At 75.9% G+C, this 12,987-nt stretch carries 11 protein-coding genes; 2 read left to right on the plus strand and 9 right to left on the minus strand.

Translation table 11 applies throughout. The features are described 5' to 3' along the window. Positions 1-7: 7 nt before the first annotated feature. The 4 genes from mptB to LPU61_RS14025 all read right to left on the minus strand — a co-directional run bounded on the left by mptB (position 8) and on the right by LPU61_RS14025 (position 7,011). Positions 8-1,447 (minus strand): polyprenol phosphomannose-dependent alpha 1,6 mannosyltransferase MptB, encoded by a 1,440-nt coding sequence (gene mptB, locus LPU61_RS14010; protein ID WP_374199664.1) that lies wholly within the window; start codon positions 1,445-1,447, stop codon positions 8-10. Continuing rightward, positions 1,441-3,027, minus strand: coding sequence for a hypothetical protein (locus tag LPU61_RS14015; RefSeq protein WP_229405117.1), 1,587 nt, complete (start codon positions 3,025-3,027; stop codon positions 1,441-1,443). Before LPU61_RS14015 ends, mptB begins: the two co-directional genes overlap by 7 nt. A gap of 67 nt (positions 3,028-3,094) precedes the next feature. After that, on the minus strand, positions 3,095-6,160 hold the full coding sequence (locus tag LPU61_RS14020; protein ID WP_229405118.1) for a bifunctional [glutamine synthetase] adenylyltransferase/[glutamine synthetase]-adenylyl-L-tyrosine phosphorylase: 3,066 nt from the start codon (positions 6,158-6,160) through the stop codon (positions 3,095-3,097). Between the two features lie 8 nt (positions 6,161-6,168). Next, positions 6,169-7,011, minus strand: a complete 843-nt coding sequence (locus tag LPU61_RS14025) for a type 1 glutamine amidotransferase (protein ID WP_229405119.1) — start codon at positions 7,009-7,011, stop codon at positions 6,169-6,171. 49 nt (positions 7,012-7,060) lie between these two features. Here LPU61_RS14025 and LPU61_RS14030 point away from each other — a divergent pair, with 49 nt between their 5' ends. Then, positions 7,061-8,011, plus strand: coding sequence for an LD-carboxypeptidase (locus tag LPU61_RS14030; protein ID WP_229405120.1), 951 nt, complete (start codon positions 7,061-7,063; stop codon positions 8,009-8,011). On the opposite strand, the gene LPU61_RS14035 is transcribed toward LPU61_RS14030, so the two are convergent. After that, positions 8,008-8,919, minus strand: a complete 912-nt coding sequence (locus LPU61_RS14035) for a virginiamycin B lyase (protein WP_229405121.1) — start codon at positions 8,917-8,919, stop codon at positions 8,008-8,010. The two genes, LPU61_RS14030 and LPU61_RS14035, sit on opposite strands and share 4 nt — an antisense overlap. 161 nt (positions 8,920-9,080) lie before the next feature. Between LPU61_RS14035 and LPU61_RS14040 the strand changes: the two genes are divergently transcribed. Then, the gene (locus tag LPU61_RS14040) at positions 9,081-9,572 is read left to right on the plus strand and encodes a hypothetical protein (protein WP_229405122.1); all 492 of its coding nucleotides are present in this window, start codon (positions 9,081-9,083) and stop codon (positions 9,570-9,572) included. Between the two features lie 158 nt (positions 9,573-9,730). On the opposite strand, the gene LPU61_RS14045 is transcribed toward LPU61_RS14040, so the two are convergent. The 4 genes from LPU61_RS14045 to glnA all read right to left on the minus strand — a co-directional run bounded on the left by LPU61_RS14045 (position 9,731) and on the right by glnA (position 12,840). After that, positions 9,731-10,108, minus strand: a complete 378-nt coding sequence (locus tag LPU61_RS14045; protein WP_043967083.1) for a VOC family protein — start codon at positions 10,106-10,108, stop codon at positions 9,731-9,733. A gap of 125 nt (positions 10,109-10,233) precedes the next feature. Further along, positions 10,234-10,926: a YafY family protein gene (locus LPU61_RS14050; RefSeq protein WP_043967082.1), complete on the minus strand. Its 693-nt coding sequence runs from the start codon at positions 10,924-10,926 to the stop codon at positions 10,234-10,236. Between the two features lie 34 nt (positions 10,927-10,960). Beyond that, a complete protein-coding gene (locus LPU61_RS14055) occupies positions 10,961-11,386 on the minus strand; it encodes a DUF350 domain-containing protein (protein ID WP_043967080.1) in 426 nt (141 codons plus the stop codon). Positions 11,387-11,490: 104 nt separating this feature from the next. Further along, entirely contained in the window at positions 11,491-12,840 is a 1,350-nt protein-coding gene (glnA, locus tag LPU61_RS14060) for a type I glutamate--ammonia ligase (RefSeq protein WP_043967078.1), read from the minus strand. Positions 12,841-12,987 lie beyond the last annotated feature (147 nt).

The following is a 12,987-nucleotide window of genomic DNA, read 5'->3' on the forward strand; positions in this document are numbered from 1 at the left end:
CCTTCGCTCAGTCGGCTCCCCGGATGGCGGGGTCCGGCGCGCGGTCCGCCGCGCGATCCGCCCTGGCCGACCGTACCAACCGCACGGCTGCCCAGATCAGCAGAAGCGTCATCAGCGGGGCACCGGGCAGCTTCGTGTACCGGGCCAGCCCGGTGCCGTCCGGCAGGATCAGGAACGCCGAGACGAGCGCCACGACGATGTACCAGCGGGCGGGGCGGACGGTCGTCGCGGCGAGCACGGTCAGCGGCCAGATCCAGTACCAGGGGTGCACGACCGGGGACATCGCCACCATGGCGGCCAGCGCGAGGCCGGCGTGCCACAGCGGCTCCCGCGTGCGGGCCCGCAACCAGAGCCAGAGCAGCAGCCCGGCGAGCACCACCACGCCGAGCGCCCGAGCCACGGGCAGCGCATCGACGTGCGCGCCGAAGAGCAACGCGACGTACCCGGCGGTCTGCCCCACGGCGGTGGGCGGCGAGGTCCAGGCGATCGCGTCGCCGCCCTTGGACAGCCCGCCGACCCAGCCGAAGTCCAGCCCGCCGGCGAAGGTCACCCCGACCACGGTGGCGACCGCACCGGCGACGACCCACCCGCCATCGCGCACCAGCGTGCGGATCCGGTACGGCCCGGACATGGCGGCCAGCGCGGCGAACGGGATCACCACCACGCCGGTGATCTTGATGGACACGGCCAGCCCGAGCAGCACCCCCCCGGCCAGCATCGGCCCGGGGCGGCCCGGCCGGGCGGCCACCACGGCCAGGCCGGCGACCAGCAGGCCGACCATGATCGCGTCGTTGTGCGCTCCGGCCACCAGGTGCACGCCGATGAGCGGGCTGGCCAGCGCCAGCCACAGCGCCCGCCCGACGGGAACCCCGCAGCGGCGGGCCAGCACCGGCAGGCAGGCGGCGGTCAGCGCCACCCCGGCAACGGCGAACAACCGGAACAGCACGATGCTCGCGGTCAGCGACCCGGTCGCCTTCACCACCGCGCCGGCGAGCACCACGAACAGGGGGCCGTACGGGGCCGGGGTGTCCCGCCAGATGTACGAGATGGTGTCCAGCCACGGGCAGGGCAGCGCCGACACGCCTTGCTCGTACGGGCTGATGCCGTTGGCGAAGCTGGCCCCCTGGCACGCGTACGCGTACACGTCGCGGCTGGCCATGGGCGGCGCGACCAGCAGCGGCAGCAGCCAGAGCCCGGCGGTGACGAGGGCCCAGCGCGCGGACGGCGGGCCGTCGCGCAGTGACCACCAGGCCCACGCCATCAGCGTGGTCCCGACCAGCCAGGCCACGATGATCAGCGGCCCGTGCGGGCCCTGCCAGATGCTGACCGGGGTGGGGCGCAGGTCGCCGCCGGGGAACGCTCCACCGAGGAACCCCGACAGCGACAGCAGGACGGAGCCGGCGAGCCCCGCGTAACGGATCAGACGGTGACGGTCCACGGTCAGCATTGTCCGGACGACCGCAGGGAACTGGTGACCCGGTACGACCCGGGCGTGGCCCCGCGCACCGTGAGGAAGCCGTCCGGGGCGGGCGCGAGGCAACCGCCCGGCCCGGTCAGGGTCAGCCAGCGCGACCAGCGGATCCGGACCGGCACATCGCCGGGCGCGTCGGCGGTGAACCGGACGGCGGCCCGGCCCGATTCGTCCAGCCGTCCCGGCGCCCCGACCAGGGGCACGGGGTCGGTCACGGCGTACAGCCGCCAGGTGGCGTCCCGCCACACCTCCCGCAGGTACGGCTGACCGGCGGCGACGAGGGCGGCCTCCTGGCGGGCGTACCGGTCGGGCACGCTGTCGAGGGCGAGCGCGACGTATGCGACGGCCTCGCGGCGCAGCCAGGCGGCGTACGCGTCGGCGGTGAGGTCGTCGCCGTAGAACAGCGGGTTGCGGGCGGTGTCGACCTGTCGCTCCCAGCCCCGGGCCAGCGGCACGGTGTCCGGCAGGTACGCCGACTCCCAGTGGTCGCGCAGCGGCACCACCTCGACCCGGCCCACCGGCTGCCGGCGGGCCAGCTCGTCGACCAGCGGCCGGTAGTACGCCGCCGCACTCTCGGGCGAGCCGGCGCGGGCCAGATCGGCGGTCATCACCGGGTTCTGCCACCAGACGCAGGCGGCGAGCAGCCCGGCCAGCCACGGGCCGGGCAGCGGCGCGTACCCGGCGAGCAGGGGCAGCGCGAACAGCAGCGGCAGCCGCAGCGCGTTGGAGCCGATCGGGCTGGGCACGAGCTGCGCGACGACCAGCAGCAGCACGGTCAGCGCGGCCCCGACGCGCAGCGTGCGACGGCGGCGCGGCACCGCGAAGAACACCACCACGGCGAGGGCCACGTTGATCCGCATCGACTCGGCGGTGAACGGCTGCGTGCCGCCGTTGCCGAACAGCAGCGCCATCGGGGCGAGCGCGACCGCCGGGGCGAGGCACAGCATCAGGCTCTCGGCGAGCGGCCGGTCAGCCCGCCACCCGGCGGGCAGCGCCCGCCCCGGCCCGGGGCCCCGGCGCAGGCTCGCCAGCAGCAGCGCCGCGCCGGCCAGGCCGGTGAACAGGCCGGCGACGGGGCTGGCCCAGGTGGCCAGCGCGGCGAGCAGCCCAGCCAGGGCCAGCCGCGCCGGGCGGGCCCAACCGCGTGGACCCACCGGGTCGGCACCGACCGCGCAGAGCGCGAGCAGCCCCAGCGCCAGGCCGACGGCGAAGGTGACCCGGCCGCTGGCCAGGTTGCCGACCAGCACGACCGCGCCGAGGAGCCCGGCGAGCAGCGGCCGGCGGGCCCGGTGCCGGGCGAAGAGGTGGCCCAGCGCGGCGGCGGCGAGCACCGCGGCGGCGGCCCCGAGCAGGCGGGGGCCCACCCAAGCGGCCAGCCGGGCGGTGAACAGGCTGTAGCCGAACTGGTCGACCCCGCCGTACCAGCCGAGGTCGACCGGGGTGAAGCCGTGCCGGTCGGCGAACCCGGCGCGGGCGACCTGCGCGGCGAGGTCGGTGCCCATCGGCGGGGCGATCAGGTACGCCGCCGCGAGCAGCACCGCCGCGCCGGCCGCCACCACGGCAGGTGTTAACAGGGGTCTCCTGCTATGCAGAAAGTGATAAGAAGGGGCCCTTCCTTGCGCCTCAGGCATCGAGGACGCGTTCCATCGCCGCGCGGGAGCGGCGGCCCGTGCGCAGGTACTCGTCGAGGAACTCGCCCGGGTCGTCGCGGCCGAGCAGCCGCACCACCCCGGCCAGTTCCACGCCGTGCCGGGGCAGCTGGTCGCCGGAGCGGCCCCGCACCAGCATCAGCGCGTTGCGGACCTGCGCGGCGAGCGTCCAGCCGGCGGCCATCGCGGTGGCGTCCGCCGGGTCGACCAGGTCCGCGCCGGCCGCCGCCGCGAGCGCGTCGAGGGTACGCGTGCCGCGCAGCGCCGGCAGCCGTCCGGCGTGCCGGAGCTGGACCAGCTGCACCGCCCACTCGACGTCGGCGAGCCCGCCCCGGCCCAGCTTGGTGTGGGTGGCCGGGTCGGCGCCCCGGGGCAGCCGCTCGGTCTCCACCCGCGCCTTGATCCGGCGGATCTCGACGATCTGCTCCCGGGTGAGTCCGTCGGCGGGGTAGCGGACGGGGTCGACCATCGCCTCGAACTCGGCCCCCAGGTCGGCGTCGCCGCAGACGAACCGGGCGCGCAGCAGCGCCTGCGCCTCCCACACCTTCGACCAGCGGGCGTAGTACTGGGCGTAGGCGGCGAGGCTGCGCACGAGGGGGCCCTGCCGGCCCTCGGGGCGCAGGTCGGCGTCGATGCCGAGCGCCGGGTCGGGGGCGGGGGCTGACAGCAGCCGGCGCAGCTCCTCGGCGACGGCGTGGGCGGCGGCGCTGGCCGCGCCCTCGTCGGCCCCGGCGGGCGGGTCGTAGACGAAGAGCACGTCGGCGTCGGAGAGGTAGTTGGACTCGTACCCGCCGAGCCGGCCCATGCCGATCACCGCGAACCGCAGGCCGGGCAGGGCCGGCTGGGCGGCCCGGGCGGCGCGCAGCGCGGCGGCGAGGGTGGCGTCGGTGACGTCGGACAGGGCGGTGCCGACGGCGGTGACGTCGGCGAGGCCCAGCGCGTCCCGGGCGGAGGTGGGGGTGGGGGCCAGCGACCCGGCGCGGCTCAGCATGTCGGCGCAGGCGATGCGGACCAGTTCCCGGCGGCGCAGCGCGCGTACCGCCCGGGTCGCCTCGACGGGGTCGTCGGCGTGCCGGGCCGCCGCGGCGGCGAAGCCCTCGCAGAGGACGGCGCGCGGGCGGGGGGTCAGCTCGTTCTCCTCGGCCAGCAGCCGCAGCGCCTCCGGCTCGCGGGCCAGCAGGTCGGCCGCGTACCGGGAGGAGGAGAGGACGCGGGCCAGCCGGCGGGCCACCGGGCCGGAGTCGCGCAGCAGCCGCAGGTACCAGGGGGTGCTGCCGAGGGAGTCGGAGACCTGCCGGTAGTTGAGCAGCCCCCGGTCCGGTTCGGGCGCGTCGGCGAACTCGCTGAGCAGCACCGGCAGCAGGGTGCGCTGGATGGCGGCGGTGCGGCTCACCCCGCCGGTGAGGGCCTGGAGGTGGCGCAGCGCCCCGGCCGGGTCGGCGAAGCCGAGGATCTCCAGCCGGTGTCGGGCCGCCTCGGGGGTGAGCCGCAGCCCGTCGGCGGGGACCCGGGCCACCGACTCCAGCAGGGGCCGGTAGAGCAGCTTGGCGTGCAGCCGGCGTACCTCGGTGGCGTGGGTGACCCACTCGGCGCGGAACTCCTCGACGGCGCTGCGGCCCGGGGTGGCCGCGTAGCCGAGGGCGGCGGCGAGCCAGCGCAGCGCGGCCGGTTCGGTCGGCACGGTGTGGGTGCGGCGCAGGCCCTGGAGCTGGAGCCGGTGCTCGACGCCGCGCAGGAAGCGGTAGCCGCGCAGCAGCGCCTCCCCGTCGGCCCGGCCCACGTAGCCGCCGGCGACGAGGGCGCGCAGGGCGGGGATCGTCCCGGGTACGCGCAGCGTCTCGTCGCCGCGGCCGTGCACCAGTTGCAGGAGCTGGACGGCGAACTCGATGTCGCGCAGCCCGCCGGGGCCGCGTTTGATCTCGCGCTCCAGCTCCTTCGGCGGGATGTTGTCGATGATCTTCCGGCGCATGGACCGGACGTCGTCGACGGCCTCGGGTCGCTCGGCGGCGGTCCACACCAGCGGGGCGAGCTGGTCGATCCACTCCTGGCACAGCGCCAGGTCACCGGCCGCCGGGCGGGCCTTGAGCAGCGCCTGGAACTCCCAGGTGCGCGCCCAGCGCCGGTAGTAGGCCAGGTGGCTGGCGAGGGTGCGCACCAGGGGGCCCCGGCTGCCCTCGGGGCGCAGCGCCGCGTCGACGGGCCAGGCGACCAGCCCGCAGACGTGGATCAGCCGGGTGGCGATCGTGGTGGCCGCCGGCAGCTCGTCGTCGTCGGCGCAGACGAAGATCACGTCGACGTCGGAGACGTAGTTGAGCTCGCCGCCGCCGCACTTGCCCATCGCGACCACGGCGAGGCGCGGCACGGCGGTGCCCTCGGGCAGCTCGCCCACCGCGATGTCGTACGCCGCCGCGAGGGTGGCGTCGGCCAGCGCGGACAGCGCGGCCATGGTCTGCTCCAGGGCCCGGCCGCCGGTCAGGTCGGCCGCCGCGATGCGCAGCAGGGCCAGCCGGTATGCCTGCCGCAGCACCGCCACCGGCTGGGTGGACGGGGTGAGGCGGGCGGCGGCGGCCAGGTCGAGCCGGCCCTCGGCGGCGGGGGCGAGCCCGTCGGGGTCGGTGGCGAGCACCGGCCACTGGTGGGGGTTGGCCACCAGGTGGTCGCCGAGGGCCGAGGACGCGCCGAGCACGGCGACGAGCCGTCGGCGCAGCCCCGGGTCGGCGTGCAGGGCGTCCAGCACGGCCGAGCCGGCGGCCCGGTCGCCGTGACCGCCCTCCCCGCTGCCGTTGGTGGCGGGTGTGGCGGTGCCCCCGGTGGTGCGGCGCTCGGCCTCGACGAGGCGGTGCAGCTGGCGCAGGGCCAGGTCCGGGTCGGCGGCCCGGGACAGCGCGGCCAGCAGCTCGGCGGCCCGGTCGTCGATCGGCTCCTGCTCCTGGGGGTGCCACAGGTCGAGCCCGGCCGGGCCGAGCAGGTCGGCGGCGCGGGAGCTGTCGTCGGTGCCGAAGCCGTAGCGGGCCAGCCGGCCCCGGGCGGGTCTGCTCATCGTCGCCCTCAGTGCCCGAGCAGCGGCAGGGGACGCCGGACGCTGTCGTCGCCCAGCTCGCCAAGGGCGAGGGCGGCGAACCGGATCGCGAACGGCTGCCACACCTCCTCGACGTCGGCCATCACCCGGTCGCAGGCGGCGACGACCAGCTCGGGGTCGTAGCCCAGCTCGTCGAGCAGGGCGGAGTCGGCCGCCCAGTCGGCGATCATCGCGGTGTCGCACTCGATGTGGAACTGCAGGCCCCAGGCCCGGTCGCCGAGCCGGAACGCCTGGTGCGGGTAGCGGGTGGACGCGGCCAGCAGCGTCGCCCCGTGCGGCAGCTCCGTGATCTCGTCGGTGTGCCACTGGAGCACGTCGGGGATCAGCGGCACGTACCGGAACAGCGGGTCGGTCTCGGCGGCGTCCCGCCGGCCGACGACGGCCGGGCCGACCTCGGGCCCGGACGGGCTGCGCTCGACCAGGCCGGCGTGGGCGGTGGCGAGCAGCTGCGCGCCGAGGCACACGCCGAGGGTCGGCACCCGGTGCCGGACGGCCTTGCGCAGCAGCCCCTCCAGCTTGCCGAACCAGGGGGCGCCGGGGGTGCCGTCGGGGCCCGGGTAGGCGTGCTGGTCGCCGCCGAGCACCACCAGCGCGACGTACCCGTCGAGGTCGTCGGGGAGGTCGTCGCCGGCGTGCGGGCGCAGCACCCGCAGCTCCAGGCCCCCCTCCACCAGCCACTCCCCCAGGCGGCGGGGGTCGTCGGTCGGGTCGTTCTCGATCACCAGCGCGGTTCCCACGCCGTCGAGGCTATCGGGTGCGTCGACCGCCGCCCGGAACGCCTCGGCCCGCGCGCCGGACGCGTCCGGTCCCATGAAGGAGTGCCCGCTGCGGGGAGCCGACCGGCGGCTAGGCTCTGCGGCTGTGACCGCCGACGACGCCGTGCCGCGCCCGGCCGCCGTGCTGCGTCCACCGGCCCTGCGCCCCGGCGACACGGTGCTGCTGGTGTCGCCGTCCGGGCCGACCCGGCCCGAGCGGGTGGCCCGGGGCGTGGAGCTGCTCACCGGCTGGGGGCTGCGGCCGGTGCCGGCCCCGCACGCGTACGCCCGGCGGGGCTACCTGGCCGGCGCGGACGAGCTGCGCGCCAGCGACCTTAACGCCGCGTTCGCCGACCCGCAGGTGCGCGGGGTGATCTGCACCCGGGGCGGCTACGGCGCGCAGCGCGTCGTGGACGCCCTCGACATGGCGGCGGTGCGCCGGGACCCGAAGGTGGTGGCGGGCTTCTCCGACATCACCGCGTTGCAGCTCGCCCTGTGGCGGGGCGCGCGGCTGGCCGGCGTGCACGGCCCCGGGGCGGCCTGGCGGGACGAGCGCACCCCGCTGCGCTCCGCCGAGTCGCTGCACGCTGCGTTGATGACCACCGCGCCGGTCACCGTCGCCGCCGTCCCCGGCGAGGAGACCTTCGGGGTACGGGTGCCCGGTCGCGCCACGGGCACGCTGCTCGGCGGCAACCTGTGCCTGCTCGCCGCCACCCTCGGCACCGCCGACATGCCGGACCTGACGGGGGCGGTCCTGCTGGTCGAGGACGTGCAGGAGCCCCCGTACAAGGTCGACCGGATGCTCACCCAGCTGCGCCGGGCCGGGGCGCTGGACGGCCTGGCCGGGGTGGCCGTAGGCCAGTTCACCGACTGCGCGGACGGCTGGGACACCACGGTCGTCGACGTGCTGACCGACCGCCTCGGCGACCTCGGTGTGCCGGTCCTCGGCGGCCTGCCGATCGGCCACGGCCACGGCCAGCTCACCGTCCCCGTCGGCACGGAGGCCATCCTCGACGCCACCGCCGGCACCCTGACCGCCGCCCCCGCCGTCCGCTAGGCCGGGGTGAGGTGGGCGATCGCGCCCGACTCCAGGGCGGCGTGGACCGTGCCGTCGGGCAGGACCGCCAGGCCGTGCGACTCCGAGCCGGGGGTGGGCAGGTCGTACGCGTCGATGCGCCCGGCGGCCGTGACGTGGCCGATGCGGTTGGCCGCCCACTCGGTGAACCAGCAGCCGCCGGCCGGGTCGGCCACGATCGCGTGCGGGCGGGCGGCGCGGTCGGGCAGCGGGAACTCCTCGATCCGCCCGTCGGTGGTGATCCGGCCGAGCTGACCGGCGGCGATCTCGACGAACCACAGCGCCCCGTCGACGCCGAGGGTGATGCCGACCGGGCCGGCGGCGGCGGTGGGCAGCGGGTGCAGGGCCGCCTCGCCGTCGCAGGCGATCCGGCCGACGGCGTTGGCCTGGTTGAGGGTGAACCAGAGGGCCTCGTCGGGCCCCGCCGTGATCATCGACGGGAACCCGCCGGCGACCGGCAGCGGGTACGCCGTGTGGGCGCCGTCGACGTCGACCCGGCCGACGGTGTCGTTGCTCATCCCCGCGTACCAGAGGGCTCCGTCGGGGCCGGCGGCGATGCCGCCGGGGCCGGTGCCGGCCGGCAGCGCGACGGAGGTCGCCGCCCCGGCGGTGGTGATCCGGCCGAGCCGGTCGTCGCCGGAGCGGGTGAACCAGAGCGCGCCGTCGGGGCCGGCGGTGACGACCAGGGGCCGGCTCGCCGGGTCGCCGGGGTGGACCCGCACCGCGCCGTCGGCGCTCACCCGGGCGATCCCGCCGGAGCGGACCAGCGTCGCCCAGAGCGCGCCGTCGGGCCCGGCGGCGATCCCGTACGGCCCGCAGTCCGGGTCGGGCAGGGCGGTCTCGCGGATGGTGGGCTGCGGCACGGGCGTCCCGCCTCTCTGTGGGGTCACGGGCCACCCTGCCGTGCCCGGTGTCCCCCGGCAACCGATTTGTCCGCCCCTAAATGCCCGATTTTCAGCTCGCTGACAGGGTCGCCACGGCTCCGGCCCAGCTAGACCCGTCACTGTCGGTGACGTCATCGCATCCGAGCAACGAGTCTGGAGGACACAGGATGTCCCGCAAGATGTCGAAGAAGCACGTGCTGGCGGGCCTCGCGGCGGCCGGCGTGCTCGGCGTGGGGATCGCGGCGCCGACCATCGCGTTCGCCGAGGAGGGGGCCACCCCGTCGCCGAGCGCCAGCAGCAGCGAGCACACCGATCGGCAGGAGAAGCGGGCCGAGCGGCAGTCGGAGTTCGCCGAGGCGCTCGCCAAGGAGCTGGGCGTCTCCACCGACAAGGTCACCGCCGCCCTGGAGAAGGTCCGGGAGCAGCACAAGGCCGACCGGCCGGAGCGGGGCAAGGTCGGCGAGCGCGGCGAGCGGCCCGACGCCGCCGAGCGGCAGGCCGCGCTGAAGGAGCGGCTGGCCCAGGCCGTCAAGGACGGCAAGCTCACCCAGGAGCAGGCCGACGCCATCACCAAGGCCGTCGAGGCCGGCGTCTTCCCCGGCGGGGGCGGCTTCCCCGGCGGCTGGGGCCGGGGCCACGGCGGCCCGGCCGGCGAGTGACGCCGCGCGCCTGAGCAACACCAGGTCGCCGACATGGCGGGGTTAGGAGCACTCCGACCCCGCCATGTCGGCGTCATGGCGCGCGGCGTTCACCGCCCGCGCAAGGCGGCGTTCACCGCCCGCGCAAGGCGGCGTTCACCGCCCGCACAGGGCGGCGTTCACCGCCCCGGGGGCGGCGTGAAGACCCCGAAGTGGTTCCCCGACGGGTCGAGCAGGTGGGCGAAGGTGAGCCCGCTCGGCGCGGTGAACGTGGGCACCAGCACCCGGCCGCCGGCCGTCTCCGCCCGCCGGACGGCGTCGGCCACGTCCGCCACCTGCGCGTAGAAGATCGCGTAGTTCGGCGTGCTGCCGTCGGAGGCGCGGATCGCCCCGCCGATCCCCTCGCCGCCCGCCCCGCCGCCGGTCACCCGGTACGACCGGCCCGGCGCGCCCTGCTCGGCGAACTCCCAGCCGAACAGTTCGCCGTAGAAGCGCTCGGCCTCGTCCGGCCGGTCGGTGCCGATCTCGAACCAGGTGATCGCGTTGGTCGTGGTCATGGACTGCCTCCCGTTCGTCGCGCCGGCCGGTCGACCGGCGTCGTCGGGGACCAGCCTCGCCCCGCGCCGCGACAGCGTCCTGTCGGTGTTTCCGACGCGGATCGGGCGAGGGCGCGCGGCGCGGTTCAGGCGAGGGTGAGCTGACGGACGACCTGGCGCGGGATGTCCAGCGCGTCGGGGCGCAACTCCCGGGTCACCGGCTCGGCCAGCACGGTCACCGAGGCGATCCGGTCGAGGCGGAACGCGCGCGGGCCGTCGCGCAGCCGGCACCAGGCCAGCAGATACCAGTGCCAGGGGTTGCCGAGGAAGCCCACCGGCTCCACGGTGCGCTCGGTGGCGACGCCGGCCCGGTCGGCGTACCCGATGCGCAGGACCCGGGCGGCGGTGACCGCCCCGGCGACGGCGGCCGGGACGGGCGCGGCCGGCCCGCCCCCGACCAGGTGCACCCGCCCGGCGAGCCGGCGGGCCTCGGCGGCGTCGGCCGGCGGCATGACGGCGAGCAGCTTGCGCAGGGCCGTCGCGCCCGCCTCGGCGAACGGGCCGCCGTCGAGGCGGTGCAGCGCGACGGCCATCGCCACCGCCTCGACGGCGGTGAGGTTCACCGGCGGCAGGGTGTGCGCGCGGTCGACCACGTAGCCGCCGGTGCGGCCCGGCTCGGCCCAGATCGGCACCCCGGCCTGCTGCAACGCGGCGATGTCACGCTCGATGGTTCGGGAGCTGACCTCGAAGCGGCCGGCGAGCCAGCGGGCGCTGCGCGGCCGGGGCGACACCGCCCGCAGCTCCTCCACCAGGGCGTAGAGGCGGTCGGTGCGGTTCACCCCGCGAAGCTAGCCGCCGGGTGTGACAGGCCGCTCAGGCGATGCAGGCGCAGACGATCAGCGCGGCCCCGAAGTGGGTGGCGGCGCTGACCCGGGCCGCCGGGTGCGGCTCGTCGGAGCAGATGATCTCGCCCAGCCGGCCGGGGGTCAGCAGGTCGAGCACGAAGAACGCCAGCGCCATGATCAGCAGGCCGATCAGCCCGAAGACGACCGTGGACGCCAGGCCCTTCGCGAAGTCGCTGTAGCTGGTCAGGATCGCGGTGAACACGATGCCGGCGATGCCGAGCTGGTTGGCCGCGAGCAGCAACCCGGCGTTGGCGTTGCGCCGCACCCAGATCAGCTCGCGCAGCCTCCCGGGGGTGAGCAGGTCGACCAGGCCGAAGCCGGCCGCCATCAGCCCCACCCCGACGACCCCGAACACGACGCTCTGCCATGCTCCGCTGAGCAGGTCCTCCAGCACCGACTGCCTCCCACCACCTGCCGCCCGGCGGGGGTGCCGGCGCGGTGATCGAGACGATAGCGGCCCGCCGCAAGTCCCCGACAGACCGCGCCGGCCTGCGGCGTCTAGAGCGACAGGTAGCGCTGCCGCTCGTAGGGGGTGACCTCGCGGCGGTACTGCTCCCACTCGGCCCGCTTGTTGCGCAGGAAGAAGTCGAAGACGTGCTCGCCGAGCACCTCCGCGACCAGCTCCGAGCCGGCCATCACGTCGATCGCCTCGGCCAGGTTCTCCGGCAGCGCCTCGTAGCCCATCGCCTTGCGCTCGGCGCTGCTCAGCGACCAGACGTCGTCCTCGGCGCCCGGGGGCAGCTCGTAGCCCTCCTCGATGCCCTTGAGGCCGGCGCCGAGCAGCACCGCGAACGCCAGGTAGGGGTTCGTCGCCGAGTCCAGCGAGCGGACCTCCACCCGGGCCGAGTTCGGCTTGCCGTAGGCCGGGACGCGGACCAGCGCCGACCGGTTGAGGTGACCCCAGCAGACGTACGCGGGGCTCTCGGTGATCCGGTCGGGCAGCGCCTGCGGGAACAGCCGCTTGTAGGAGTTGACCCACTGGTTGGTGACCGCCGTGTATTCCCGGGCGTGGGTGAGCAGCCCGGCGATGAACGACTTCGCCACCTTCGACAGCTTCATCGGGTCGCCGCCGTCGTGGAACGCGTTGCGCTCGCCCTCGAACAGCGACAGGTGGGTGTGCATGCCGCTGCCCGGCTGGTCGGTGAACGGCTTCGGCATGAAGCTGGCCTGCACGCCGGTGGAGAGCGCGACCTCCTTGACCACGTGCCGGAAGGTCATGATGTTGTCGGCGGTGGTCAGCGCGTCCGCGTACCGCAGGTCGATCTCCTGCTGGCCGGGGGCGACCTCGTGGTGGCTGAACTCCACCGAGATGCCGATGCGCTCCAGGGCCAGCACGGCCTGGCGGCGGAAGTCCCGCGCCACGGCGTGGGTGGTGTGCTCGAAGTAGCCGCCCGTGTCGACGGGGGTCGGCACCGAGCCGTCCTGCGGGCCGTTCTCCAGCAGGAAGAACTCGATCTCGGGGTGGGTGTAGAAGGTGAAGCCCTTCTCGGCGGCCTTGGACAGCATCCGGCGCAGCACGTGCCGGGGGTCGGCCCAGGACGGGCCGCCGTCGGGCAGCAGGATGTCGCAGAACATCCGGGCGCTCTCGCCGCTGACCCCGCCCTCGAAGGGGAACACCTGGAACGTGGTCGGGTCGGGCATGGCCACCATGTCGGACTCGAAGACCCGGGCGAAGCCCTCGATCGCCGAGCCGTCGAACCCGATGCCCTCCTCGAACGCGGCCTCCAGCTCGGCGGGGGCCACCGACACGCTCTTGAGCGTGCCCAGCACGTCGGTGAACCACAGCCGGACGAACCGGATGTCCCGCTCTTCCAGCGTACGGAGGACGAACTCCTGCTGACGGTCCACTTCCACCCCTCGTGCCACTGTCTCCACCACCGGTGGGGCCTGGCCGCCCAGTCTCCACCGGCTCCTTTACGCAGACGTTACGCGACCGGCCCGGACCGCGTCCTGTCGTGTCCCGCCCCCTGGCGGACGGACCCCCGCCGGGCTGCC

Origin of the sequence: Micromonospora sp. NBRC 110038 (genome assembly GCF_020884815.1) — a bacterium.
GTDB classification, from domain to species: domain Bacteria; phylum Actinomycetota; class Actinomycetes; order Mycobacteriales; family Micromonosporaceae; genus Micromonospora; species Micromonospora haikouensis.

What these genes read in the sequence shown, in the direction of transcription:
- LPU61_RS14045 (WP_043967083.1), bottom strand. Translation starts at nt 10,108, where the DNA reads ATGACCACGACCAACGCGATCACCTGGTTCGAGATCGGCACCGACCGG.
- mptB (WP_374199664.1), bottom strand. Translation starts at nt 1,447, where the DNA reads ATGCTGACCGTGGACCGTCACCGTCTGATCCGTTACGCGGGGCTCGCC.
- LPU61_RS14020 (WP_229405118.1), bottom strand. Translation starts at nt 6,160, where the DNA reads ATGAGCAGACCCGCCCGGGGCCGGCTGGCCCGCTACGGCTTCGGCACC.
- LPU61_RS14040 (WP_229405122.1), top strand. Translation starts at nt 9,081, where the DNA reads ATGTCCCGCAAGATGTCGAAGAAGCACGTGCTGGCGGGCCTCGCGGCG.
- LPU61_RS14025 (WP_229405119.1), bottom strand. Translation starts at nt 7,011, where the DNA reads ATGGGACCGGACGCGTCCGGCGCGCGGGCCGAGGCGTTCCGGGCGGCG.